Genomic DNA, 22,382 nt, shown 5'->3' with positions numbered 1-22,382 from the left:
ATGCACAAACTGTCTATTGAACAAAAGCTATTTGCAAAGCGCCAGCAAATCAATCGGTGGCGGCGCTTGCATAGGCAGAAGATGAAAGCCCGACGCGCGCAACACCGGGCACACAAAAAAATCACATCAAAAGCTTATCGTGCTAGGCAGGTAGTTATGCCCGTCCCGGTCATTGTCAAGATCAAGGACTATGAACCTCGCGGACAACTCCTAGCATTCATTGAGCACGCCAACCGCATCCTTATGGGTGGAGGCTCTATCCGGCTGGATTTCAGCAAAATCACAGAGCTTCATCCATGCGGAACTCTCATTTTTATGGCAAATTTTGACATATGGATAGAACGGTATCCCGGAAAAATACAAGGTAACTATCCGGATGACGAGGTTGTCGAACAGTTGCTACAACACTTTAAGGTCATGGAAAAACTAGGCCTGCCTAACAGAAAAACCATCAATCACGATCGCGTTAGATTCTGGCACTATAAAAGTGGGAAGACTGTTGATGCTGCCGCCTATCGAGATTTGGCCACTACCGTGCGTGACAACATCGAACATCCAGAACGAGAACTATTTGCAGATTGCTTAAACGAAGCAGTGGCCAATACCGTTGGACACGCTTACGATTTCGAGAAACCCTGGCTCCCTCCCCATGACCACAGAAAATGGTGGGTCGTTTCATCATTGCGAGATGAACATGTCTTCGTTGCAATTTATGATATGGGGGTTACCATTCCTGGATCGTTGAGGCGCAAACCCGAGTTGAGTGATTTCTTGCGCCTTCGCCGCTTCAAAGATGCTAGACTGATAGAAGCGGCGACTGCAAGCTCCCGCACAAGTACGCGACTCCCTCATCGAGGCAAAGGGCTGCCCGAAATGTTAGAATTTTCGCGAAACTTAGCTTCTGGCTTCTTGTCTATAGTAAGTGGGCGTGGCGCATACTACTACGACCCTCAGACAGGCGTAGCCTCTCGCAAGAACCTAGAGTGCACAATTCCAGGGACACTTGTCCTTTGGCAGATACCATTCGAGCAACATATCGATGAGCGTGAAAATGATCTCAATAGCTAGGGACTTTTCTTTGTCGCCCGCAGCGCGGTACAGAAAAGAAGGGCCTAACTCTGGTCAGCGCTTCCGTGAAGAACTCCTCTACCCTCCCCTTGCGGCAGGTCAAAAAGTTATCGTTAATCTCGATGGTGCGGTAGGTTACGGCTCATCGTTTTTAGAGGAGGCGTTTGGGGGGCTCATAAGATCCGGACTCACACTTGATGAGCTGGAATCTCGACTCACCATTGAAAGCAAGCTAGCAACCTATAAGAACCGAGTATGGCGCTACATTCGATCAGCAGCAGCGTTGGCGCGCCCTCGCGGGTAGGAAATGGATCTCTCCACCTGGCTGAAGGACTATGGTCCCGCAATAGCTTGGGCAGTGGCTGCTGCTGGCTGGCTGGTCAGCAGCAGACAAGCGAATAAACGAGAGCGTCGCAAAGAAATACGTACAGACATTGCGACCATCTCAGCATCAATAAATGAAGTCTTGAAGCATGTAGAATCCACTTTGAGCGCCAAGACACCCAGTGATCGAGATATTGCATACCTAAGCATTACAACAACACTTAGAGATATTGATATGCAATTAGAGCGCCTACTTGGTAGGCGTTACAAGACTTCATGCGAAATTTACCGTACATCCTGCCGAACGTCTTCGGAAAACTTTTTTGACTGTGCGTCAGGGGATAAAGTGCTGCATCCCAGTGAAGATGTACACATAAAAAGAGAAGTTTTTCTGGAGACACATCAACAGGCCATGCTATTGATCCATTTGATGCATGAGCTATTTCTCCACGAATTTGAATCCTAGACAGCCCATTTATTGCTGAAAGGAAGGCAAGCAGGCAGCCAACCTTGCCTTCACTTGCCAATCTACTTCAAGAGATCAACAGTCAGCTTGACTTGAGAGTGGTCGGAACCGTCCATTCCATCAAACAGAACGATGCTTTGTCCGGGACGCACAATCCCGCTCGGGCCCACCATCAAAGTAGCAACGCTGGGACATTCGACGGTGGTCATCGACCGACCATCTGGAGCTACCACCCCACGATCATACAAACGTCCTGCCTTCTCGGTTTCCATAACGACATCGATCAAGACTATGCCATCATCCCCGCGAAAGCCATTGATGCTCAACGATACCTTGTTATGAGATTTACCATCCGCACCCACAGCAGCGTTTGCGCACCTCGGGTCAAAAGACGGCCCTGGCTGCTGGAAAGTAACCGTATCGTTAAACGAGCCGTCGTCACGCACTGACACGGTATGTGTTCCTGACGGATACTGTTCAGACTCAACCTTGACAACGATATCACCAGCCACAGCTACGGCGCTCAGCAGGCTGAGTGCGCAAGCACCGGCAGCCCATGCACCGAGACGTTTTACTTTCATATCATCTCCATAAGGGGTAAACCCTACCTAACGGCAGGCCAAGTTATTTCTTTAGCATTACGCCCCTGAGCTCCTCTCCCCAGGGGGTTTATTGGCCTACGACTTTGCATTCTCGCCGCGCTACCTCTTCATCAATAATTTGCTCTTGCATGGCAATTTGTTGACGCAAGCCATCGGCAACGATCGACATCTCCGGACGTTCTTCGATCCGCGCAAGGTGCTCACGATCGAATCCAAGATCGCGTTTCATTTTTTCCAGATCCATGATGGATTCCTTAAATGTATGCCGCACATGCGGTCCTTCCAGAGTACCGTCACGACTCCTTTTTCCTCAAAAACAAATAAACACAAAATGTTTAAAATCCATGCTTTCTCCCTCCCCTAGGAATAAGCATGAGCACCAGCTTCAGCAACTATCAATTGAAGTCCGAACTTGGATTCATGGACGTCATCGGCCATGTGATCGTATGGATCATCCTGGCGATCGTAACGCTCGGACTCGCCCTTTTCGTGTTCCCCTACTACATGCAGCGATTCATCATCAGCAAGACCTATGCCTATAACGAACAAGGGCAACGCGTTGGCCGGCTGGTATGCACGATCGACTTGGCCAGCATCATCGGCAACATCATCCTATGGGCGATCATCAGCATCATCACGCTGGGTATCGGCTACCTGGTCTTCATGTACAAGATCAATGCCCACTGCATGAACCACACAAAAATCGTCGGTGTGAACGACCTGTAAAGCCTTTCTTGCCGCCACATGCGCGGCATATCAGCAAATAAGCAGCCCGCTATTTGAGCGGGCTTTTTTGCGCCCTCTGCCGCGCCAATCTGTCGGGCCTGCGCTGTATGAGCCGGGCCATGGACAATCTAATCATTGATTGCAAAGAGGCGTGCCTCGCCACAAATTATTAGATTTCTATTGACGAATGAAAATTAGAGTTCTAATATTCATATGTCGACTCACAGACCGCCTAGCGCCAAGCGCAGCAAGCAATGAGTCAGCAGCCCCCCGGCATAGCCGGCACAGCACCGCTCTTTAACAACTTGCATGAGATAAACAGTGAGCACGGCACACGCCAAGCCTCACCAGGACTCAGCCCCCACCTGACAGGAGCGTCGCAACGCTTCGGGAAAAAGACTAGGGGACGAACCGGACAGATCGTTTGGTCAGGAAAGCACTGGCCGCAGCACTCGATTGGAATCCGGGGATCAGGATCGCTACCTGACGCGAAACCCACTATGGATCGCGCAAATCCGATTGCAGGATCAGCCGGCAACCAACGGCAGTCTGCTATGAGACGTGGTGACAGACTGAAACAGACAGTCGAAAAGGGCCTCTTCGGAGGTCGCTTTGGTGGGCAGCTTCATCACGAGGCTGTGAATTGAAGCGAGTACAACATGACACAGCAAATTAACCTCCAAATCCCAGCACAGACACTTTCTCTGTCTCTGGCCAAGTTGCTCCCGCTGCTTGCAGAAGAGCAGCAGAGCAAGGTCGCAGTCCCCGATGTTCCAGCCACCATCGGTGCAGAGTTGCAGGGCGGCATCTACGTCGGCCCGATCATCTTGGATGGCAAGATCGTGCACCTGATCGCAGCGCCAGAGAGCCTGGGCGATCATGACTGGTCGATCGCCACGGAAAAGGCTGCCGAGTATCGCGTCGGCGGATTCGAAGACTGGCGTCTGCCAACGAAAAGTGAAGCGATGGTCGCTTTTGCCAATGCGCAGGAGATTTTTGACAACGTATATCACTGGACCAGCACCGTACACGGTGACTACACCTGGGCGGTCGATTTCGAGGCCGGCCTCGTGTTCGACCTCAGCCGTTGCTACGAGTTCCGCGTCCGCCCTTTCCGCAGCTTCGTCGCTTGATCCATTCATCCATTTTTCCCGTGGCCAGGGCGGCCCCGTAAGGGATATGCCTGGACGCGTAGGCCGGTAGAGCGCGCATGTACATCACCGGCAGTCAGAGCGCCTCGTTGGTTCCTCGCCTCACCTCCTGGATTGCAGAGGCTGCTGCCGCAGCCCTGCAGCGTGATCTGACCGGCTGGCCCACGCACGGGCCAATTGCGGGCTTGGCCGAGTGGTCAGGCTGCAGCCTTCCAAGCTGCCTACGCGGGTTCAATTCCCGCAGCCCGCTCCATCCACTCAATTGCACGTTTGGGAAGGCAGCAAACCCTCTCCCTTGATGCGACTCGCTGGCAGACGAGTGATAAATACATTGCCTCCACGCCGATGAAGCTGGGCGCAGGCAGCGCTGTGGATACGGCCCACGATCATTGAACATGTGCCATTCAATGCGGCTGGCCCACGAGACGGGCCATTGCTGGCATAGCTCAGATGGTAGAGCAGCCGCCTTGTAAGCGGCAGGTCGCGGGTTCGATGCCTGCTGCCAGCACCAAACATCCAGCCACTCAGGCCGCAGCACTCCCTACCCTCACCTGCATTTTCTGCCCGACTGGCAGACAGGAGTGCTGCGCCCTGATGGGCCGCTACGTGAGCAGAGCAAAGCCCCGCCGGGACGCCACAGGGAGAGCCGCATAAGCCGGACCCGGCCCGTCATCACAACATCAGGAGATAGTCATGCGCATCGCAGCAGCACTGCTGGATGATCTATATCGGACAGCCCCTCCAGGGGATGCCCCTGGTGAATGGCCAGCAACGCCCGAACCTGAAGTACTCAGCCCCAGCGCTGCGGCATCGGGTTTTGCGCTGGCACTGGCCGAAAACCGAGACGCCTTCGGCATGTCGGCGTCAGATGCCGCCGACTGCATGCTCAATATTCTGGCGGCTGACGACGATCTTCTCAATGACGCATTCGCGGTACTGCTCGAGCCTGGGCTATATCCGGCTCGTGCAGATCAAATCCGCCGGAGGCTGGCCGACTGGTGCAGCGCGATTGCAAACGAGCATCAGGAGACACAGCCGTGACGACAAATACTGAAAACACGAAACGCAGGGATGTAGCGATCAAAGCCGTCCTGACCCTGATATTGCTCCTATGCCTGTCCGGCATTGCCATTTGCGTGATAGCCCTTCTTGTCGGCTCTGGCGCGGCAGCGGCAAGCAGCATGGCAGCGGCTGCACTAGCGATCGCACGCGGCGGAGATGCATATTTCCAGAGGGAATGGCAATGATCACAAAAAAACTCACGCTGGACGAGTGGGCAGATCTGAAACGACAAGAGTTGAATGATTTTTCTGACGATTGGGCAGAAAGCCAGGGGGAAAATGGGACCAAAGACTGGCCGGAAAAAATGTCATCAGACGAGTGGAATGAGCAGCTTTTAAGTTTTGTCGGAGCCACGAAATGATCAATACGCAGCAACTGCGAAAGGTCCTGTGCGACGGAGATCTTAGCTACGAGGAAATCATGCAGCAGATTGATGTAGGCGGCCTACTCGATCACATCGACGCCCAGGCAGCGGAGATCGCGCGGCTGCGCCAGCCGTGGCAGCCCATCAAGACGGCTCCGATGGATAGAACGCAGGTTCTGCTTTCGACCCCATCAGGAAAGGTTGCTGATGGCATGTTTTATCAGCGGTACGGAATTTGGTCGTGGCCGTATGTGATGGTGAATCCTACGCACTGGATGCCGCTGCCTGCGCCGCCTGCCGCTGAAATCGGGAGGGCTATGCCATGACTGACAAGTACGAAGCACTGCGGAAGGCATTGCCAGAATTGGTTGAAGAAGCCAGACGCCAAGGCGGCACCAACCCCCGCGCACAGATGATCATCGACTTGCTGGCAGATCACGATGCTCTGAACGCCGATAACGAGCGGCTGCGGGTGGCGCTGCGTTGGACGGCAGCCACCCTGCAGGACGCAACAGCAAGCCTAGATCTGGTTTTCGAGGAAGATCAGATCACGATCAACAGCGAAACCAAGACTGTCGCCCAGATTCTAGATGCGGCTGACGCCGCACTGGTCCTCACCAAAGGAGAACTGGATGCATCGTAGCCTTCTCCGCCTGCCCGATCTGCTCATCCTGCGCCCGATCAATGCACTTGGCGACTGGCTTGTGCCGGATTGCGAGCCGATCCGCTGGCCTCACATAGTCGGAGCTGCCGCCGCTTGGTTATTCATCTCAATACTCATGACTGTTGGTCACTGGGCTGGGTTCTAACTCTTTTCATAACAGGAACATCATGAACGAACTGACCATCAACGGCGCGGGCGGATTCAGCTTGACGCCAAAGTCGCTGGACGAGGCAATGCGTTTTGCCGACATTTTGTCGAAGTCCAGCATCGTGCCGAAGGACTTCGCTGGAAACCCAGGCAACATTCTGGTTGCTATTCAGTGGGGGCTGGAACTGGGCCTCCAGCCTATGCAGGCAATGCAAAATATCGCGGTGATCAACGGCCGCCCGTCGCTGTGGGGTGATGCGGTGATCGGCATCGTGCGTAGCTCCCCTGCCTGCGAATACATCTACGAAAACGACGACGGGAACATGGCTACCTGCCGCGTGAAGCGGCGCGGCGAGGATGAGCAGGTGCGCACGTTCAGCATGGATGACGCCAAAACCGCCGGTCTGCTGGGCAAATCTGGCCCCTGGTCAAACTACCCCAAGCGCATGCGCCAGATGCGCGCCCGAGCATTCGCGTTGCGCGATGTGTTCCCCGACGTGCTACGCGGCATGCCGGTAGCCGAGGAGGTCATGGACACGCCAACTGAACGAAATATGGGACCGGCACACCAAACCTCGGCCCCACGCGCCATCGCGTATGAAGAATTGCCGCCCTACCCCCAGTCCAATCTGGCGGAAAACATCCAAGCCTGGCGCAATGCCATCGAAGTAGGCCGTATCACACCTGAGCGCGTCATCGCCAACATAACAAGCAAATACACGATCACCGAAGAGCAACGCCAGCAGATTGAAGCGCTGTCCGAACCGCAAGGAGCCGAACAATGATTACCCACAATGTCCTGCAAGGCAGTCCTGAATGGGATGCGCTGCGCTTCAAGTCATTCACCGCCAGCGAAGCGCCTGTGATGATGGCTATGTCCAGCAAAATGACGCGCAACGATCTGCTACGCATGAAGGCCACCGGCACCGAGCGGGAATACAGCGACTGGGTACAGCGCAACCTATTCGACAAGGGGCATGAATACGAAGCGGCGGCGCGCACCATCCTTGAGCGCATCATCGGCGAAGAGCTCTACCCGACTGTCGGTACTGACGAAGAAACCGGCCTGCTGGCGTCCTTCGACGGCATCACAATGCTGGGCGACGCGATCTACGAACACAAGATGTGGAACGAGGCGCTGGCAGACGCTACGCGCGCCAATGAGCTTCCACCCGAGTATTTCTGGCAGTTGGAACAGCAACTGCTGGTTTCCAATGCGGATCGTGCGATGTTCGTCGTGTCCGACGGTACCGAAGAAAACTTCGTCATGATGGAATACAGACCGGTTCCCGGACGCGCCCAGCAGTTGCTGGCCGGCTGGAAACAGTTCGCTGAAGACCTGCAGGCCTACCAGCCCGCCGAGCCCGAGCTGGTCGTTGTCGGACGGGCACCGGAAAATCTGCCAGCACTGCGCATCGAGGTCACCGGCATGGTGACGGCCAGCAATCTGCGCGAATTCAAAAACCACGCCCTGGCGGTGATCGGGAGCATCAATCGCAACTTGGTTACTGACCAGGATTTTGCTGATGCGGAGAAAGCGGTGAAATGGTGCGGCGAAGTGGAAAGCCGCTTAGCAGCAGCCAAGCAGCATGCGTTGAGCCAGACGGCCAGTATCGACGAACTTTTCCGCACGCTGGACGAAATCAGCGGGGAGGCCCGCGCCACTCGCCTGGAAGTCGACAAGCTAGTGAAGGCACAGAAAGATGTGCGCCGCTCGGAAATACTGACTGCTGCACAGCATGCCCTGGCAAACCATGTCGCTACGCTCAACAAGCGTATTGTGCCGGCCGTCCTGCCGGCTCTTGATGTGAACTTTGCTTTGGCCATGAAAGGAAAGCGCACAATTACTACGCTGCAGGACGCTGCCGACAGCGAGCTGGCAAAAGGCAAAATCCAGGCCAATGATCTGGCTGACAAAATCACAGCAAACCTGAGCACGATTCGGGCAACTGGGTACGCATTCCTATTCGCCGACATCGCCACCCTGGCACACAAGGCACCAGACGATCTGCAATTGCTGATTGCTGCACGCATTGACACACACGAAAAGGATGAAGCGGCGCGCCTGGAAGCCGAGCGCGAGAAAATCCGGAAAGAAGAAACTGCAAAGCTGGAAAGCGCAGCGAAGGAGCAGCAGGAACGTGATGCTGCTGCCGCCACGGCCCAGATCCAGTCCGATGCTATGCGGACCGGCGGTGACCCGGCCAGTCTTGTCCCACACGTTCCGTCCAATACCAGCGTTCCCGCGTATCAAGGCCTAGACTTCAGTGCTACGCCCTCCCAATCTGTGACGGCAAGCGCCGCTTGTGCAGGATACACCCGCTCCCTGAGCGGCAGCGCGGAAACAGCAACACTGCGCCTGGGCCAGATCAATGAGCGCCTTTCGCCTATCACGCTGACCGCTGACGGCCTGACCACCCTCGGATTCACACACTCCGCAACGGACAAGGCTGCAAAGCTGTACCGCGAATCCGAGTTCCCCAGCATCTGCGCTGCGCTGATCCGTCACATTGATCTGGCGCACGCAGCACATGCCAACGCCGCCGATACGACGGAGCCAGTAATCGCCTGACCAAGGAATCATTATGCGCATCGCAAAAGACCACACCGTCGAAATCAGCTTGATCAATCGGGACGTCAGCTCCTTTCGTCTCATCTTGGGGCTTGCCATCAGCCGCCTGCAAAACTGCCCCATGCAACAGATGATCGGCACCCCGCTGAACGTCCAGGACGGTATCAAGGGCCGCGACCTGATCGACGTCAAAGACATGCTCACCAAACTCGCCGACGAGTTTGATTTGGGTGAACCAAACCTAGAGCCTGCTGCAGTCAAACAATTGATTGAGCAGCTGGAGCGGCAACCTCATCAACCAGCATCTCCCTCCCGCCCCAAGATCGGCGAGTACCTGGCCGGCCAGGGAGGCATCTACGCCGGAAATATCCAGGGCGATGACGGCGTGCTGTACGGCCTGATCATCGCCAAGCCACAGGATGTGGGCGCGGCACGCTGGGCCCCTGACGGCGAACGCGATCTGAGCGAGTGGGACGGGCTGACGAACACCAGCCGCCTGCGCAACGAATGCCCGGCGGCAAAACTGGCCAGCGACTACGAGGCTGACGGCAATATCGACTTCTACCTGCCGTCGCGCCGCGAAATGATGGTCGCGCTGGCGAACGTGCCGCACCTGTTCAGCAAAGAAGGCTGGTACTGGACCAGCACTCCACGCAGCGAAAGCTACGCCTGGGCGGTCGATTTCGAGGACGGCCTCGTGGACTTCTTCTACCGTAGCAGCGAGTTCCGCGTCCGCCCTTTCCGCAGATTTCCGCTTTAACCCTTCACCCATTCCCCCTGCATCGCAATCCATAGGAGCCACGCAATGACCACCAACACCATCCCGGCCATCGGCCAGCACTGGCCCGAACAGGGCGGCGTCTATCTGGGACAACGCCTGATCGGCAATATCTCCCACCACATCATCGTCTCGCCCAGCATCGAGCACGATATCGAAGACGTTGAATTCTCAGACATTGATCAGGTCGTGGCTGATGCTGGCGAGATCTACGGCCATAGCGACTGGCGTGCGCCGGAGCAAGAAGATCTGATGCTGGCCTATGTGAACGCGCCGGCGTTGTTTGTGCGCGAGGGCACGGGCAGCATCTACTGGTCCCGATCCGAGCACCATGGCTGGCCCTGGGCGGTCGATTTCGAGGGCGGCGACGTGGGCGACAGCCGCCGTTGCAACGAGTTCCGCGTCCGCCCTTTCCGCAGCTTCGTCGCTTAATCCATTCATCCATTTCGCGGGCGTAGCCCGCACCTGACATGGCACTTCACACTGACACCGAGATATACAAGGCAACATACGCACTATGTCAGCTCGTCACGCAACTTGTGGCGAGCATGCCCAGAAACTACAAGGCAGACTTCGGTGCGGATTTACGCCGTGATTGCATGCGCCTGGTGCGGCGTGTCTATGAGGCGAACACCTCAGACGACAAGGCCGGGATTCTCCAGCGCATGCGCCAAGAGGTCGAGTCCATCAACCTGTCGTTGAGACTGTCGGTGGATCTTCGGCTGGTATCTCGTGGTCAGTATGCGAGGGCCATAGAAATTACCGCGAGCATCGGTAAGCAGGCCTCAGGGTGGCAGAAACACGCGGAGCGTGCGCTTGACGCCGGTCTGTCACGGCAGTCCGGACAATGCGCCATTGAATCTGGTCGAGCCGCTGCCCCAAAAGGGCACCGCCAGGCGCAACAGGGATATCGTCGGCAGCAGCCGCAGTGATCCCGCGCAGTTCGCCTGCTGAATCCTCCGGGCCTCGGCAGGCTGACATGAATAGCTCGAAGACCCTGGGCGGTCGATTTCGAGGACGGCAACGTGAACAACAACAACCGTAACAACGAGTTCCGCGTCCGCCCTTTCCGCAAATACAACCGTGTGTTTTTATGGATACTTGCTATTCGTTCGAATTGCTGGCGCAGGCTTATTTCGACTGCCGCCGGCACAAACGCAATACCGCCAGCGCACTGCGCTTCGAGCAGGATCTGGAGCGCAACCTGCTGGCCCTACACGAAGAGCTGACAAGCGGATCATATCGGCCCGGCCGATCAATTTGCTTTGCCATCACCCGGCCACGTCCGCGAGAGGTCTGGGCGGCAGACTTCCGGGACAGGATTGTCCACCACCTGCTGTACAACCAGATCTCCGGGCGGTTTCACCGAAGGTTCATTGCAGACTCCTGCGCCTGCATCCCTGGACGCGGCACGCTATACGCTGGTCAACGGCTTGAGGCGAAGATCCGCAGCCAGACGCAAAACTGGAGCAGACCCGGACATTACCTGAAATGCGATCTGGCAAATTTTTTCGTCAGCATCGACAAGCGAGTGCTGTGGCCGCTGCTGGCCCGGCACATCCCCGAACGCTGGTGGCGCATGCTCGCCAAGCTGACCCTGTTCCACGATCCACGCCTGGACTACGAGGTGCGCGGCAGCTTGGCCGACTTGGCAGCGGTGCCACCACACAAGCGCCTGACGAGCGCCGACCGATGGCACGGCCTACCGATCGGCAACCTGAGTAGCCAGTTTTTCGCCAACGTGCTGTTGGATGCTCTGGACCAGCATATCAAGCACACCATCGGGTGCCGACACTACATCAGGTATGTCGACGACTTCGTGTTGCTGCACGAATCGCCGCAATGGCTGAACGATGCCAAGGTCAACATCGAATCGTTCCTGCCTAGCCTGGGCCTCGCGCTGAATCCCCGCAAGACCATCCTACAGCCAATCAGCCGAGGGGTGGACTTCGCTGGCCACGTCATCAAGCCATGGCGTCGTCAGGTGCGCCGCAGGACTGTCCGGTCTGCCCTATCAAAAATTGAATCCATGCCGGACAGCGAAACCCTAGAAACCATCAACAGCTATCTGGGGTTGATGTTGCACTCAGACGGATACCACGACAGGTCAACCGTCACTCGCGCCGCACGCAAACGCGGTCACTCAGTAGCCTGGGATGCAACCAAGGCATATCGAAAAAGGAAAATCAATGTGGTTTAAAAACCTGCAAATCTACCGCCTCCCCAGCCCCTGGAACATCACTGCAGAGGCGCTTGAAGCACAGCTTGCAGCGCATGCCTACCAACCGGGCAGCGGTCTCGAAGCACAGCGCCTGGGCTGGATTGCACCACGCGAAGGTGGCGGCCTGGTACACGAGATCGGTCGCCAGTTGCTGATCGCGCTGCGCGCAGAAAAGAAGCTGCTGCCCGCCTCTGTCGTCAACCAGGTGGCCAAGGCTCGTGCCGCCGAGCTTGAAGAGCAGCAGGGCTTCAAGCCTGGCCGCAAACAGATGAAGGATCTCAAGGAACAGGTCACGGATGAGTTGCTGCCCAAGGCATTCAGCATCCACCGCGACACCCTGGTCTGGATCGATCCAGAATCGGGCTGGCTGGGCGTAGATGCCGCCGCCACAGCCAAGGCGGACGAAGTCCTCGGCCTGCTGCACAAATCGGTCAGCCCGCTGCCGCTGCGACCACTGCATGTCATCCAGTCGCCTGCCGCCGCCATGACCGCCTGGCTGGCCAGCGATGAGGCCCCCAGCAACTTCAGCATCGACCAGGATACGGAATTGCAGGCGGCTGGCGAAAGCAAGGCCACGATCCGCTACGTCAAGCATCCCCTCGAGCCAGATGACATGCAACGCAAAATCGCCTCCGGTAAGCAATGCACCCGGCTGGCACTCACCTGGGCCGATCGCATTTCCTTCGTGCTGACCGAGAGCCTGAGCATCAAGCGGATTTCTCCCCTGGATGTACTCAAGGAAAACGCCGAAATCAGCGGCATGAACGACGACGAGATTTTCGATGCCGACATGATGCTGATGACCGGCGAACTGAGCAAACTGCTGGCCGACCTGGTTTATGGACTGGGCGGCGAGAATCCAGAACAGGATCAATCATGAATCTCGCACTCGCGTACGACACAGAAACCACAGGCCTGCCGCTATTCTCCGAGCCGTCAGAAGACCCGCGCCAACCGCACATCGTTCAACTGGCTGCCGCGCTGGTCGATCTGGACACGCGCAAGACGGTCAGCAGCATTGACGTCATCATCCGACCGGACGGCTGGGGCATCCCGAGCGATGTATCCGAGGTCCATGGCATCACAACAGAAATTGCAATGGATCTGGGTATTCCAGAAAAAGACGCCCTGGCCATGTTCATGGCACTGTGGGACGGGCGCACACGAATCGCACATAACGAATCATTCGATGCCCGCATCATCCGCATCGCGCAGCACCGGTTCGGATATGCCGATGAGGTTATGGAATCGTGGAAATCCGGCAAGGCGGAATGCACCGCTAGGCTGTCTACGCCCATCGTGAAATGCCCCCCCACAGCTAAGATGCGTGCCGCCGGCCGGAATCACTTCAAAACGCCAAATCTGGCCGAGGCGTACCGCCACTTCACCGGACAAGAGCTGCAAAACACTCACAACGCCATGGCCGACGTGCAGGGTTGCCTGGCCGTGTACTTTGCGCTGCAGGATCCGGTCAAAGCCGAATTGTCCACATGATCTGTGCATAACCCTGGGGAAAGCCTGGGGTCATGTCACCCAATCGTAATAACCACGCGCTTGGCCTGTTCACTGGTCAGTGATTGCGCACGCCCATACGCACCCCGAGAGGGCCGCGCCACAGAACATCGTGGCAATCCAACCGCCGATCGAGCGCTGAGCGGCGTGCGGGAAGGCCCACATAGAGACGGTCAGTGTCGAGCCTCCGACACTGACCTGGACGGCATGCTGCTCATGCTGCACCCACTGCAAGAGGATCCCGCCGCAGGGATATGACGCAGCTGCTGGAACGAGGGTAACCCAGCCGCGAGCCTGAACGCGCGCAGGCCCATGCCCGGCATGGTGAAAGCCCGGGGTCATCACATAGGCGGCGGCGTGGAAGGACACGCATCAGGGTCAATCCCATGGGTGATTCCTGGGGATACAGGATTGAGGTCACTGGCGGGCATCGCGCAAGCGGTGAAACCAATTCCCGATCAACCGGAGGCAGACATCAATAACCGACCGACGACGAGCTGGTATCAAGCCCAGCCCGCCTATGTGATGACAAAACAAGCGGAGGAACAAGGTATGAGCGACACCATCGACGATTTCCGCGCCCTGAATCAGTACCACAAAGAACAGCGTGCCGCCGGGCGCGAGGCAGCCCCGGAAGCCCTTGATGCGGCAGGCGTCCGGTACACGGTCCACAACGGCGGCGCACACATCATCGTCCAGCATGCCGGCAAACGCGTCGACTTCTGGCCTGGGCCCGGCCGCTGGCGCGACTACAAAGCAGGCAAGCGCGGCTACGACATCGAGTCACTGATTGACTATCTAAAAGGTCAAGGGAAATGAGCAAGAAAAGCAAGCAGCGCAGGCAAAAGCCTGGGCGCGACTATCCAGCACCATGGGAGCGCGAATCATGAACCGCCAGCAACGACGTGCCGCCGAGCGCCAGCAGGCCCGACAGCGAGCCCAGCGCCGTGTAGAGCGCCCTATCCCTGTGCCCATGATTGTCAAGATGACAACCGTACTTGCCCCACTGGAGTCCATCCTCAAACAGCTTGAGCTGGATGGCACCGTGCATGTCGATGATCAAGGATCCCCGATCTTCAAAGTTGCTCATGAAAACCGTTGGTTTGCAATGGTGCCAGCCTTACTGGGCGTGGTTGACATGTTCGAGATGTGGGCAACCCGGCATAGCAAACAGTTTGATGTATCTGCCCTGTCCCGTCTCGCTCACAAGCTCGAGTACGGGATGCCCGTCATGAAGGCCGACACAGACGCCGTGCGTGCGTTGTTGCCTCGCATGCAGCGCGTAGCTTGCTATCTGTCTCACGACGAAGCAAAGAATCTGATTCTGCAGACACAGATCAAGGAAGAAATGGAGGCTGTACGGTCATGAGGCATGACGCTCACACGCTGGAACTTGGTTTCCCGGACGAACTCATCATTGACAACTTTGCGGGTGGCGGCGGCACCAGCACCGGACTGGAAGCGGCATTCGGCCGACCAGTAGATATTGCCATCAATCACGATCCTGAAGCTCTGGCAATGCACGCGATCAACCACCCATACACCAAGCATCTGTGTGAAAGCGTCTGGGACGTTGACCCCATTGAGGTGACGGGCAATCAACCCGTAGCGCTTGTATGGCTGTCGCCCGATTGCAAACACTTCTCGAAGGCGAAGGGCGGCACCCCGGTTTCCAAGCATATCCGGGGCTTGGCCTGGGTGGGAATGCGCTGGGTTGCCTTGTGTAAACCACGCGTTCTAATGCTTGAAAACGTAGAAGAATTTCAAACCTGGGGGCCAGTCATCATCAACGAAGACGGCTCTTCATACCCCGACCCGAAGCGTAAAGGTCGCACATTTCAGAGTTTCATTCGGCAATTACGCCAGCACGGGTATGCCGTTGATTGGCGTGAGCTGCGCGCATGCGACAACGGAGCGCCCACCATCCGCAAACGTCTGTTCCTCGTCGCACGGCGGGACGGTCTGCCCATCATCTGGCCGGAAGCGACGCATGGCGATCCTGCATCGCGGGAAGTGCTGGCCGGGATGCTGACCCCATACAGAACGGCGGCAGAGTGCATCGACTTCGATCTACCCGCGACCAGCATCTTTGACCGCCCGAAGCCATTGGCGGTAAACACCCAGCGGCGCGTCGCCAAAGGGTTATGGCGTCACGTTCTGAACAGCGCCAAGCCATTTATCGTCACCAACACCAGTGGACATCCTGGTGCACCTGCCGATCAACCCCTGCCCACCGTAGCCACCGGCAACCACCACATGCTGGGCCAGCCGGTAATGACGCCATTCCTGACTGGCGCTGGCGGCCCATCGTATTCCGGCAAACCCACACCGACCGACCAGCCGCTGGGAACGCTGACAACCGAGAATCACCGTGCCGTGGTAACACCAACGCTCGCCCCATTCATCACGGAGCATGCCAACGCCAGCAACCAGCGCACCATGCCAGCAGACGCACCTCTGCGTACCGTGTGCGCCCAGGTCAAGGGCGGTCATTTCTCATTGGTTTCGCCCGAGTTGCTACCAGTGGACGGTGAAGGCTTCACACGGCAGGACATGCGGCTATTTCAGCGCATCAAAGAGTTTGATGCAGCCATTAATGCAGAAGCCTCCGGGTACGCGATTGCCCCGCTACGCGGCACCAGTGACTCACAGATGGGTGGCCATGCCGTAGAGCAACCACTCTCCACGGTGGCGGCCAGCGGAACGCACCACGCCCTGGTTGCCGGGCACATCACGAAATTCAACACCGGATCGGTTGGCACGGGTCTGGATGAGCCGCTATCCACAATCACCGCCGGCGGAATGCCGAAGCGACCCAGCACCGGAATCACGCAGGGGCTTGTCGGCGCGCACCTCATCACCATCGGCTACGGTGAGCGCGAGGGGCAAGCGCCGCGCGCGCAGGACATTGAGATGCCGCTTGGAACGGTCGTGACGGCGAACAAGCACGCCATGGTGGCCGCTCATCTGGCCCACCTGACGCACCACGGCGACCGCCCCGGCACAACACCGGCAGAACCTCTGCCGACGGTAACGGGGGCAAATCGTGGAGAACAGGCCCTTGTCGTCGCCAACCTGATCGATATGGGGCACGGGGAATCGTGCAGCACCGGCGCGAAGCGGTGGAGCAGCGGCGTGCGCAGCTTGGAAACACCTCTGAACTCGGTGACGGCCAGCAGCGTGCCCAGCGCGCTCACCTCGGCCTTCTTCGAGCAGGCGAATGGTGGGTTCTACGACGGCGACGGGCGGCCGGCCGGCGCGCCCATCTCCACGATCACAGCCTCGGGTAGCAACCAGCGCCTGGTGACGGCCTACCTCGTCCAGTATTACAGCGAGGGCGGGCAGGACTCTGGCTGTGTCAGACCCATGCCCACCGTGACCACCAAGGCGCGTATGGGCTTGGTGTCGACCATCCAGGTGCCGGTCGATGCGCTTGCCCCGGAGCACCGGGAGAAAGCGCGCGCGTGCGCGGCCCTGCTTCATGAGCATCTACCCGACCTGTTCCCCGAACCGGCCGAGCTGGCGCTGATGAACTACGGCGGAATCTGGTGGGTGCTGGTTGACATCACTCTGCGGATGCTCAAGCCGCGCGAGCTATACCGCGCGCAGAGCTTCCCAGGCGACTACATCATCCACGAAATCCCCGACCCAAAGCTGCTGTTCAAAGACGGCGTGCAAGTACCAGGCGACCCGCGTCTGATTCCCCGCATCCCCCTGACGATCACGGCCCAGGTGCGGATGTGCGGCAACAGCGTCGCCCCTGCCCAAGCCGAGGCTCTGGTACGAGCAAATTTCGCACACGAAGCCAAGATAAGGAAAGTCGCATGACTGACATTCTTGCTGTTGCCCGGGAAACCGGGCTGCGCCAACACCTCCACGGCGTCAACGCTACAGACGCGAGGATCCTGCTCCAAAGGTTCCTGAATGCAATCAACCAAGACCATGCCGGACGAGTAGAGATCGGCGTGTCTATGTGGCTCAAGGTCCCGCCGTGGTCTTTTGCCAAGAAATTTCCGGGAGGGCAGTTCCTGACCCTCGACATCGCCGCACCAGCCAACACACCACCCGAAGAAATTGCAGCAGCAGCGCTGGCCAGGCTACGCGAGTTCAAAGCCATCAAAATCGGAAATGGGGAATGACACCATGGGGCATCTAAATACCGAAGCTCAATCCTGGAAAGCCAGCATCATGATCGTTGCCGACGCCCTGGGTATCGACATACATGCTTTGCCCGGTGATGCCGGAGGGATCGGTGAATACCTAGCGCAAAAGATTCGCCTCCGTCGGCGTGCATCTTCCCACACACCCTACTGCTGGGCTGTATCTGGGCTGTGGACAGTATTTTTCGGGGAGCACGCTGAATGTGATGCTCGAGCAGAAGCCCGACGAATTGGCGGTACGGCAGAAGCATTCCCGTTATACCGCGACGCAGTGCAAGATCGAGAGGATGCTGAGCGTGTCAGAAACGCAGCAGCCATACTCGATACGCTGACAAACAATCTGTGGGAAGGCCACCCGCTGCGCGCCGAAGCTGCCAGCGGATCGAAGCAGGCCGTGGCTGATCTCTTTGCCGATCAACTTGACAGTCGCTCTGCGGCAAAGGGGGAAGCGTGAGCAAATACAACGACAAAGTGGCGTTCGTTGTGAGTGAGGGTTACGAAAACACTTGCTGTGTCGTCTTTGAGCGAAGCCACGTTGCTGCGCGTAGGGTTGGCGCTGGGGAACTCGGATCGGAGTTTGAGGGCGTCTCATGCCGTCGTGAAAAGGCGCTGGATCAGTTCGCTGGCGCAGGGAAAGTGCCGCCCCGATTCCTCGTTGAGGAACTGGGCTGGTGGTTCACATGCGTCGAGTGCGGCAACCGAACATCAGACGAAGGCGAAGACAGGAACCCAATCACGACGGAATACGAAGGCGACATGGTCTTCTGCTGCGGGAACTGCCGCAACAGTTATCACGAGGAACAGCATCGCCGCGCACAGATCAGGCTGCAGCGCGAATCCGCATGTCTTGCGAAGTTCCCCGGCGTCGATGTTGTATGGGTGAACGACCACAAAGAGGATTCCACTGTCTCCTTCCGATTCCCTGGCGGAGAAAACCCGGCAGACTGGAAAGTCGGCGATACCCATGTGAAAGTCGCGCGCATGGATCAGCCCGCATTTGAGGCATATCAGAACAGCGTTATAGCCACCCGTGCGGCAGAGAGGGAGCATGGCTGACGCCCGAGAACTCATTACCGACGCCGAGCTTGCCGCCGCTTTCGACGGGTCAGACTTTGGCGGCGCTGATCATCGCAAACTTTTGGAAGTTAGTGTGCTGAAGAAGGCTGTCGGTTATCACTGCGGCTGGACTATCACGCAGATCATGGTTCGACTCGGCCTTATCCGCAAGAATGGATTGCCATCGCGTAAAGGACAGCGCCTGCTGCAACTGGCATACAACGATCTGATGATCAACCAAGGGGGCTGACCATGACTGACCTGATCCTGCCCCTAAAGCGCGAGTATTTCGAGCAGATCCGGGACGGCGTGAAAACCGAGGATTACGAACAAGCACTATCAGAGGTGCGGTTTCGATTGCCGCGACTGCGCGTATTCATGCAACTACGAGTTGGCACCAATCAACGATCCGGGAGAGCCCACCTCATAACCGGATGACATCCTAGAACTACTCTGAACGCCACGGCGGCGGCACGAGCCTCACATTCCGATCAAGAGGCTTCAGCACTCCCATGACCCTATCTTTGGGAATAGAAATTTTCTCCAGTATGGATGGAAACTTTCCTTCTGTCTGAATCAGGAAGAACACCCACCACCCACGCCCGTCCGCCATATCTTCGATGGCGCATATCGCTTGTGACTCGCTTCCGTTCAGCCCAAGGTGCTCCCCTATTTCGATGCTCCCAACTGTCGATGATGTGTTGGTCATTTTGCCCTCCTCCAGACATAAGTCGGCATAGAAAAACAAGGATTTATCCATGATACATGATCATCAAAACAAATCACCCCACCACCCCGTGCCACCGGGTTACCCTGCTGCCCAGCATGAAAAAGGCATTTACCCTGACGGCCTTTACCGCTGGAAGGAGTTTGCAGGCCTGATTCCTTACTGCCGGGAAACCTGGCGTCAGCGAGTGTTGGCAGGTACCGCTCCGGCACCCAAGCGCATCAGCGCAAATAGCACGGTATGGCGTGGTTCTGATCTCCTGGCGTGGCTGGCCAACCCAAACGAATACATCCAAGAGCAAGATGGCGAAGAAAATACCACCACTGACTGACTCTCAGTGCCGAAGCGCAAAGTATGGCAACAGCGGAAACAAGCTGTTCGACGGCGGAGGTCTGTACCTTGAGGTCTTGAAGTCCGGACACAAGCGATGGCGACTCAAGTATCGGCGGCCTCTGAACAAAAAAGAAAACGCCCTCACCATTGGTCCGTATCCGGCTGTCACTCTGTCAATGGCCAGGGCCAAGCGCGAACAGGCCAAAGCTCATCTTGCGGCCGGGGTTGATCCGGACACTATTGAGGATACGGATGGCAAGCAAGTCGGCCAGAAATTCAGGGATATCGCAGAAGAATGGCTGAAATTACGTCGGCCTGGCTGGAGCCCTGGGTACCATCAGCGCATTTCGAATGCCTTAAACGCAAACGCATATCCAGACCTCGGGCGGCGAGCGATAGCACAGATATCCGGCAAAGCCGTACTGGATGTAGTCAAGAAAGTGGAATCGCGTGGTGCCTTAGAAATGGCGTCTCGCGTACTTGAATCGATCGGCATGGTATTCCGGTATGCGGTCGGCATCGGCATGACAACAAACGATGTCACGCAGGGTCTTGCTCAGTTTCTGCAGCCTCGCCCTCCAGTCGAGCACTTTCCACATGTCGGCATAAGCAACTTGCCAGATCTGCTCACACGCATTGCCCAATACCACGGCAGGCCGGAAACAAAAGCCGCGCTGAAACTGATGATCCACACCTTCCCGCGCACAAACGAGCTGCGATGGGCTGAGTGGGGCGAAATAGACTTTGAGGCATCAGAGTGGCATATACCAGCACAGAGGATGAAAGGCTCTGTGATCCAGAAGGCAACTGCCGGTGCTCACATCGTCCCGCTGTCCAAGCAATGCCTGCTATTGCTGCAAGACCTGCACAAACTCACTGGCCGCCACCAGTTCCTGTTTCCGGGCATGCGCAGTCCCCGGGTACCGATGAGCAGCGAGACCATCAACAAGGCGCTCAAGATCATGGGGTTTGAAGGGGAACAGACAGGTCATGGATTCAGAGGGCTGGCATCAACGATCATGAACGAATACAGCGGGATTCGGGCAGACGTCATTGAGCGCCAGCTTGCACACAAAGACCGAAACAAGATTCGCCGAGCATACAACCACGCCCAGTATATGGACGAACGCCGGGAATTGATGCAGTGGTGGTCAGACTACCTGGATGCGCAGCGCGAAATGCCCGGGGAATAGCGTGCCCCCATCGATCCGGGATGTGCCCCCAAATATGCCCCCATGAGAAATAGGCATCACTGGGCAAGACTTGGCAGTGCTAGCAATGAAAAAGCCGCTAACCTGTTGGGGTTAACGGCTTTTTGGGCAAGGCTTGCAGCCTTTTGCCTGAATTCTGGTAGGCGATACTGGATTCGAACCAGCGACCTCCACGATGTCAACGTGGCGCTCTAACCAACTGAGCTAACCGCCTAGCGAAGAACAGAATAATACACTGTTTTTTTCGTCTGCGTCAAGCGGCGCAGAAAAATTTTCAACTTGTCCATTTCCGCAGCGACCATGCGTGAATCCGGTCAAGCCGGCACGCGACCCGCTACCATACATAGGCACCATCCGCGCACGCGTCCACATGCCGTGCGCCGGATCGACTCAAAGGAGAACCCCACATGCCCGCAAGCACGGCCCATCACCCCGTACGCTCCGGCCCAGGCACCACATTCGAGCGCATTACAACCGACTGCCAACAGGAGTGGACAGCCTATATCCAGCATGAGTTTGTTCGCCAGTTGGGTGCGGGCACGCTGCCAGCCGATGCATTCCAACGTTACCTGAGGCAAGACTATCTGTTCCTCGTGCACTTTGCCCGAGCCTGGGGCCTGGCGGTCTACAAGAGCCGCAACATCCGTGAGTTGCGTCAGGGTCTGGACAGTCTGAAGACCATCGTAGATATCGAAATGGGGCTGCATATTGAATACTGCGCCACCTGGGGTATCACAGAAGATGAACTTGCTGCGCTCCCCGAAGCGCGTGCCACCATGGCCTACACACGCTACGTACTGGATGCCGGCCAGCGCGGCGACCTGCTGGACCTGCATATCGCATTGGCCCCCTGCCTCATCGGCTATGCAGACATCGCGCAGTGGCTGCAGGCACAGCCGTTTACCGTCAGGGATGCAGACCGCAATCCCTATGCGGCCTGGATAGAGATGTATGCCAGTGCTGAATTCCAGCAAGCGGCCCGCGCCGAACACCTCTGGCTGAATGACCGGCTGGCCGAAGTCGGCCCGACCCGCGCAGCCGAACTGACCGAACTGTTCCGTGATGCCACACGGCTCGAAATCGATTTCTGGCAGATGGGATTGCAGGGCGAAAAACAGTCGCATGACCACTGATTCATATGCAGAAAAGTCATAAGCTCATCCTGCCTGCAACCATATGACACAGGCAGGATGAGGGGTATCATCGCTACTCGTTTTTTGCATCGCACCCTACCTGAC

At 57.2% G+C, this 22,382-nt stretch carries 32 protein-coding genes and 3 tRNA genes; 31 read left to right on the top strand and 4 right to left on the bottom strand.

The annotated features are described in order from the left end of the window. From DD235_RS02350 to DD235_RS16680, 3 genes are read left to right on the top strand one after another with little or no spacing between them, the layout of a single operon-like run. Entirely contained in the window at positions 1-1,068 is a 1,068-nt protein-coding gene (locus DD235_RS02350) for a hypothetical protein (RefSeq protein WP_162300390.1), read from the top strand. After that, complete coding sequence (locus DD235_RS02345) at positions 1,040-1,372, top strand: STAS-like domain-containing protein (RefSeq protein ID WP_338028403.1); 333 nt, start codon at positions 1,040-1,042, stop codon at positions 1,370-1,372. Before DD235_RS02350 ends, DD235_RS02345 begins: the two co-directional genes overlap by 29 nt. Before the next feature lie 3 nt (positions 1,373-1,375). Then, the gene (locus tag DD235_RS16680; RefSeq protein ID WP_146193389.1) at positions 1,376-1,858 is read left to right on the top strand and encodes a hypothetical protein; all 483 of its coding nucleotides are present in this window, start codon (positions 1,376-1,378) and stop codon (positions 1,856-1,858) included. A gap of 62 nt (positions 1,859-1,920) precedes the next feature. On the opposite strand, the gene DD235_RS02340 is transcribed toward DD235_RS16680, so the two are convergent. Both DD235_RS02340 and DD235_RS16785 read right to left on the bottom strand, forming a co-directional pair. Then, complete coding sequence (locus DD235_RS02340; protein ID WP_109060433.1) at positions 1,921-2,439, bottom strand: hypothetical protein; 519 nt, start codon at positions 2,437-2,439, stop codon at positions 1,921-1,923. A gap of 88 nt (positions 2,440-2,527) precedes the next feature. Beyond that, positions 2,528-2,704, bottom strand: coding sequence for a hypothetical protein (locus tag DD235_RS16785; RefSeq protein ID WP_155574603.1), 177 nt, complete (start codon positions 2,702-2,704; stop codon positions 2,528-2,530). Between the two features lie 128 nt (positions 2,705-2,832). Between DD235_RS16785 and DD235_RS02335 the strand changes: the two genes are divergently transcribed. The 25 genes from DD235_RS02335 to DD235_RS16850 all read left to right on the top strand — a co-directional run bounded on the left by DD235_RS02335 (position 2,833) and on the right by DD235_RS16850 (position 19,311). Beyond that, complete coding sequence (locus DD235_RS02335) at positions 2,833-3,186, top strand: DUF6693 family protein (protein WP_109060432.1); 354 nt, start codon at positions 2,833-2,835, stop codon at positions 3,184-3,186. Positions 3,187-3,845: 659 nt separating this feature from the next. Beyond that, positions 3,846-4,319, top strand: coding sequence for an Lcl C-terminal domain-containing protein (locus DD235_RS02330; RefSeq protein ID WP_109060431.1), 474 nt, complete (start codon positions 3,846-3,848; stop codon positions 4,317-4,319). A gap of 197 nt (positions 4,320-4,516) precedes the next feature. Continuing rightward, positions 4,517-4,590 (top strand) — tRNA-Gly (locus tag DD235_RS02325). Positions 4,591-4,772: 182 nt separating this feature from the next. Then, positions 4,773-4,848 (top strand) — tRNA-Thr (locus tag DD235_RS02320). A gap of 182 nt (positions 4,849-5,030) precedes the next feature. Then, positions 5,031-5,378, top strand: a complete 348-nt coding sequence (locus DD235_RS02315) for a hypothetical protein (protein WP_109060430.1) — start codon at positions 5,031-5,033, stop codon at positions 5,376-5,378. Beyond that, a complete protein-coding gene (locus DD235_RS02310; RefSeq protein WP_109060429.1) occupies positions 5,375-5,584 on the top strand; it encodes a hypothetical protein in 210 nt (69 codons plus the stop codon). The genes DD235_RS02315 and DD235_RS02310 overlap by 4 nt, the downstream gene beginning before the upstream one ends. Further along, positions 5,581-5,760: a hypothetical protein gene (locus DD235_RS02305; protein ID WP_109060428.1), complete on the top strand. Its 180-nt coding sequence runs from the start codon at positions 5,581-5,583 to the stop codon at positions 5,758-5,760. The genes DD235_RS02310 and DD235_RS02305 overlap by 4 nt, the downstream gene beginning before the upstream one ends. Continuing rightward, positions 5,757-6,089 (top strand): DUF551 domain-containing protein, encoded by a 333-nt coding sequence (locus tag DD235_RS02300; RefSeq protein ID WP_109060427.1) that lies wholly within the window; start codon positions 5,757-5,759, stop codon positions 6,087-6,089. Before DD235_RS02305 ends, DD235_RS02300 begins: the two co-directional genes overlap by 4 nt. Next, on the top strand, positions 6,086-6,406 hold the full coding sequence (locus DD235_RS02295; protein WP_109060426.1) for a hypothetical protein: 321 nt from the start codon (positions 6,086-6,088) through the stop codon (positions 6,404-6,406). Before DD235_RS02300 ends, DD235_RS02295 begins: the two co-directional genes overlap by 4 nt. 188 nt (positions 6,407-6,594) lie before the next feature. Further along, positions 6,595-7,359 (top strand): hypothetical protein, encoded by a 765-nt coding sequence (locus DD235_RS02290; RefSeq protein ID WP_109060425.1) that lies wholly within the window; start codon positions 6,595-6,597, stop codon positions 7,357-7,359. Beyond that, positions 7,356-9,146 carry a YqaJ viral recombinase family protein gene (locus DD235_RS02285; RefSeq protein ID WP_109060424.1) on the top strand — a complete coding sequence of 597 codons (1,791 nt, stop codon included), beginning with the start codon at positions 7,356-7,358 and terminating at the stop codon, positions 9,144-9,146. Before DD235_RS02290 ends, DD235_RS02285 begins: the two co-directional genes overlap by 4 nt. 13 nt (positions 9,147-9,159) lie before the next feature. After that, a complete protein-coding gene (locus DD235_RS02280) occupies positions 9,160-9,906 on the top strand; it encodes an Lcl C-terminal domain-containing protein (RefSeq protein WP_109060423.1) in 747 nt (248 codons plus the stop codon). Between the two features lie 45 nt (positions 9,907-9,951). Beyond that, complete coding sequence (locus DD235_RS02275) at positions 9,952-10,356, top strand: Lcl C-terminal domain-containing protein (protein ID WP_109060422.1); 405 nt, start codon at positions 9,952-9,954, stop codon at positions 10,354-10,356. 38 nt (positions 10,357-10,394) lie between these two features. After that, positions 10,395-10,856, top strand: a complete 462-nt coding sequence (locus DD235_RS02270; RefSeq protein ID WP_109060421.1) for a four helix bundle protein — start codon at positions 10,395-10,397, stop codon at positions 10,854-10,856. A 161-nt stretch (positions 10,857-11,017) separates the two neighbouring features. Next, positions 11,018-12,124, top strand: coding sequence for an RNA-directed DNA polymerase (locus DD235_RS02265; protein WP_109060420.1), 1,107 nt, complete (start codon positions 11,018-11,020; stop codon positions 12,122-12,124). Further along, positions 12,114-13,025, top strand: coding sequence for a recombination-associated protein RdgC (locus DD235_RS02260; RefSeq protein ID WP_109060419.1), 912 nt, complete (start codon positions 12,114-12,116; stop codon positions 13,023-13,025). The genes DD235_RS02265 and DD235_RS02260 overlap by 11 nt, the downstream gene beginning before the upstream one ends. After that, positions 13,022-13,639 carry a 3'-5' exonuclease gene (locus DD235_RS02255; protein ID WP_109060418.1) on the top strand — a complete coding sequence of 206 codons (618 nt, stop codon included), beginning with the start codon at positions 13,022-13,024 and terminating at the stop codon, positions 13,637-13,639. The genes DD235_RS02260 and DD235_RS02255 overlap by 4 nt, the downstream gene beginning before the upstream one ends. A gap of 330 nt (positions 13,640-13,969) precedes the next feature. Next, the gene (locus tag DD235_RS16675; RefSeq protein WP_146193387.1) at positions 13,970-14,476 is read left to right on the top strand and encodes a hypothetical protein; all 507 of its coding nucleotides are present in this window, start codon (positions 13,970-13,972) and stop codon (positions 14,474-14,476) included. Positions 14,477-14,543: 67 nt separating this feature from the next. Beyond that, positions 14,544-15,026 carry a hypothetical protein gene (locus DD235_RS02240; RefSeq protein ID WP_146193385.1) on the top strand — a complete coding sequence of 161 codons (483 nt, stop codon included), beginning with the start codon at positions 14,544-14,546 and terminating at the stop codon, positions 15,024-15,026. Then, positions 15,023-17,485, top strand: coding sequence for a DNA cytosine methyltransferase (locus tag DD235_RS02235; RefSeq protein ID WP_109060414.1), 2,463 nt, complete (start codon positions 15,023-15,025; stop codon positions 17,483-17,485). Before DD235_RS02240 ends, DD235_RS02235 begins: the two co-directional genes overlap by 4 nt. Next, positions 17,482-17,796, top strand: a complete 315-nt coding sequence (locus DD235_RS02230) for a hypothetical protein (RefSeq protein ID WP_109060413.1) — start codon at positions 17,482-17,484, stop codon at positions 17,794-17,796. Before DD235_RS02235 ends, DD235_RS02230 begins: the two co-directional genes overlap by 4 nt. Positions 17,797-17,845: 49 nt before the next feature. Then, a complete protein-coding gene (locus DD235_RS02225) occupies positions 17,846-18,271 on the top strand; it encodes a hypothetical protein (protein ID WP_146193383.1) in 426 nt (141 codons plus the stop codon). Beyond that, positions 18,268-18,873 carry a hypothetical protein gene (locus DD235_RS02220; RefSeq protein ID WP_109060411.1) on the top strand — a complete coding sequence of 202 codons (606 nt, stop codon included), beginning with the start codon at positions 18,268-18,270 and terminating at the stop codon, positions 18,871-18,873. Before DD235_RS02225 ends, DD235_RS02220 begins: the two co-directional genes overlap by 4 nt. Continuing rightward, a complete protein-coding gene (locus DD235_RS02215; protein ID WP_109060410.1) occupies positions 18,866-19,123 on the top strand; it encodes a hypothetical protein in 258 nt (85 codons plus the stop codon). The genes DD235_RS02220 and DD235_RS02215 overlap by 8 nt, the downstream gene beginning before the upstream one ends. 2 nt (positions 19,124-19,125) lie before the next feature. Beyond that, positions 19,126-19,311 carry a hypothetical protein gene (locus DD235_RS16850; RefSeq protein ID WP_193519536.1) on the top strand — a complete coding sequence of 62 codons (186 nt, stop codon included), beginning with the start codon at positions 19,126-19,128 and terminating at the stop codon, positions 19,309-19,311. 10 nt (positions 19,312-19,321) lie between these two features. On the opposite strand, the gene DD235_RS02205 is transcribed toward DD235_RS16850, so the two are convergent. Further along, positions 19,322-19,633: a hypothetical protein gene (locus DD235_RS02205; protein ID WP_109060409.1), complete on the bottom strand. Its 312-nt coding sequence runs from the start codon at positions 19,631-19,633 to the stop codon at positions 19,322-19,324. On the opposite strand from DD235_RS02205, the gene DD235_RS02200 reads away from it, so the two are divergent. Beyond that, positions 19,632-19,931 carry a helix-turn-helix transcriptional regulator gene (locus tag DD235_RS02200; protein ID WP_109060408.1) on the top strand — a complete coding sequence of 100 codons (300 nt, stop codon included), beginning with the start codon at positions 19,632-19,634 and terminating at the stop codon, positions 19,929-19,931. The genes DD235_RS02205 and DD235_RS02200 overlap by 2 nt on opposite strands. Continuing rightward, the gene (locus tag DD235_RS02195) at positions 19,903-21,126 is read left to right on the top strand and encodes a tyrosine-type recombinase/integrase (RefSeq protein WP_109060407.1); all 1,224 of its coding nucleotides are present in this window, start codon (positions 19,903-19,905) and stop codon (positions 21,124-21,126) included. The genes DD235_RS02200 and DD235_RS02195 overlap by 29 nt, the downstream gene beginning before the upstream one ends. Positions 21,127-21,281: 155 nt before the next feature. Here DD235_RS02195 and DD235_RS02190 read toward each other — a convergent pair. Further along, positions 21,282-21,358 (bottom strand) — tRNA-Val (locus tag DD235_RS02190). A gap of 193 nt (positions 21,359-21,551) precedes the next feature. On the opposite strand from DD235_RS02190, the gene tenA reads away from it, so the two are divergent. Continuing rightward, positions 21,552-22,277, top strand: a complete 726-nt coding sequence (gene tenA / locus DD235_RS02185; RefSeq protein WP_109060406.1) for a thiaminase II — start codon at positions 21,552-21,554, stop codon at positions 22,275-22,277. Positions 22,278-22,382: the final 105 nt, after the last annotated feature.

Origin of the sequence: Corticimicrobacter populi, assembly GCF_003123725.1 — a bacterium.
Taxonomy (GTDB): domain Bacteria; phylum Pseudomonadota; class Gammaproteobacteria; order Burkholderiales; family Burkholderiaceae_B; genus Corticimicrobacter; species Corticimicrobacter populi.
This window is presented reverse-complemented; position numbering and strand designations above follow the sequence as displayed.

Excerpts from the sequence above, each read along its gene's own strand:
- DD235_RS02350 (WP_162300390.1), top strand. The coding sequence starts at position 1 with ATGCACAAACTGTCTATTGAACAAAAGCTATTTGCAAAGCGCCAGCAA.
- DD235_RS02345 (WP_338028403.1), top strand. The coding sequence starts at position 1,040 with ATGAGCGTGAAAATGATCTCAATAGCTAGGGACTTTTCTTTGTCGCCC.
- DD235_RS16680 (WP_146193389.1), top strand. The coding sequence starts at position 1,376 with ATGGATCTCTCCACCTGGCTGAAGGACTATGGTCCCGCAATAGCTTGG.
- DD235_RS02340 (WP_109060433.1), bottom strand. The coding sequence starts at position 2,439 with ATGAAAGTAAAACGTCTCGGTGCATGGGCTGCCGGTGCTTGCGCACTC.
- DD235_RS16785 (WP_155574603.1), bottom strand. The coding sequence starts at position 2,704 with ATGGATCTGGAAAAAATGAAACGCGATCTTGGATTCGATCGTGAGCAC.
- DD235_RS02335 (WP_109060432.1), top strand. The coding sequence starts at position 2,833 with ATGAGCACCAGCTTCAGCAACTATCAATTGAAGTCCGAACTTGGATTC.
- DD235_RS02330 (WP_109060431.1), top strand. The coding sequence starts at position 3,846 with ATGACACAGCAAATTAACCTCCAAATCCCAGCACAGACACTTTCTCTG.
- DD235_RS02315 (WP_109060430.1), top strand. The coding sequence starts at position 5,031 with ATGCGCATCGCAGCAGCACTGCTGGATGATCTATATCGGACAGCCCCT.
- DD235_RS02305 (WP_109060428.1), top strand. The coding sequence starts at position 5,581 with ATGATCACAAAAAAACTCACGCTGGACGAGTGGGCAGATCTGAAACGA.
- DD235_RS02300 (WP_109060427.1), top strand. The coding sequence starts at position 5,757 with ATGATCAATACGCAGCAACTGCGAAAGGTCCTGTGCGACGGAGATCTT.
- DD235_RS02295 (WP_109060426.1), top strand. The coding sequence starts at position 6,086 with ATGACTGACAAGTACGAAGCACTGCGGAAGGCATTGCCAGAATTGGTT.
- DD235_RS02290 (WP_109060425.1), top strand. The coding sequence starts at position 6,595 with ATGAACGAACTGACCATCAACGGCGCGGGCGGATTCAGCTTGACGCCA.
- DD235_RS02285 (WP_109060424.1), top strand. The coding sequence starts at position 7,356 with ATGATTACCCACAATGTCCTGCAAGGCAGTCCTGAATGGGATGCGCTG.
- DD235_RS02280 (WP_109060423.1), top strand. The coding sequence starts at position 9,160 with ATGCGCATCGCAAAAGACCACACCGTCGAAATCAGCTTGATCAATCGG.
- DD235_RS02275 (WP_109060422.1), top strand. The coding sequence starts at position 9,952 with ATGACCACCAACACCATCCCGGCCATCGGCCAGCACTGGCCCGAACAG.
- DD235_RS02270 (WP_109060421.1), top strand. The coding sequence starts at position 10,395 with ATGGCACTTCACACTGACACCGAGATATACAAGGCAACATACGCACTA.
- DD235_RS02265 (WP_109060420.1), top strand. The coding sequence starts at position 11,018 with ATGGATACTTGCTATTCGTTCGAATTGCTGGCGCAGGCTTATTTCGAC.
- DD235_RS02260 (WP_109060419.1), top strand. The coding sequence starts at position 12,114 with ATGTGGTTTAAAAACCTGCAAATCTACCGCCTCCCCAGCCCCTGGAAC.
- DD235_RS02255 (WP_109060418.1), top strand. The coding sequence starts at position 13,022 with ATGAATCTCGCACTCGCGTACGACACAGAAACCACAGGCCTGCCGCTA.
- DD235_RS16675 (WP_146193387.1), top strand. The coding sequence starts at position 13,970 with ATGCCCGGCATGGTGAAAGCCCGGGGTCATCACATAGGCGGCGGCGTG.
- DD235_RS02240 (WP_146193385.1), top strand. The coding sequence starts at position 14,544 with ATGAACCGCCAGCAACGACGTGCCGCCGAGCGCCAGCAGGCCCGACAG.
- DD235_RS02235 (WP_109060414.1), top strand. The coding sequence starts at position 15,023 with ATGAGGCATGACGCTCACACGCTGGAACTTGGTTTCCCGGACGAACTC.
- DD235_RS02230 (WP_109060413.1), top strand. The coding sequence starts at position 17,482 with ATGACTGACATTCTTGCTGTTGCCCGGGAAACCGGGCTGCGCCAACAC.
- DD235_RS02225 (WP_146193383.1), top strand. The coding sequence starts at position 17,846 with ATGATCGTTGCCGACGCCCTGGGTATCGACATACATGCTTTGCCCGGT.
- DD235_RS02215 (WP_109060410.1), top strand. The coding sequence starts at position 18,866 with ATGGCTGACGCCCGAGAACTCATTACCGACGCCGAGCTTGCCGCCGCT.
- DD235_RS16850 (WP_193519536.1), top strand. The coding sequence starts at position 19,126 with ATGACTGACCTGATCCTGCCCCTAAAGCGCGAGTATTTCGAGCAGATC.
- DD235_RS02200 (WP_109060408.1), top strand. The coding sequence starts at position 19,632 with ATGATACATGATCATCAAAACAAATCACCCCACCACCCCGTGCCACCG.
- DD235_RS02205 (WP_109060409.1), bottom strand. The coding sequence starts at position 19,633 with ATGGATAAATCCTTGTTTTTCTATGCCGACTTATGTCTGGAGGAGGGC.
- DD235_RS02195 (WP_109060407.1), top strand. The coding sequence starts at position 19,903 with ATGGCGAAGAAAATACCACCACTGACTGACTCTCAGTGCCGAAGCGCA.
- tenA (WP_109060406.1), top strand. The coding sequence starts at position 21,552 with ATGCCCGCAAGCACGGCCCATCACCCCGTACGCTCCGGCCCAGGCACC.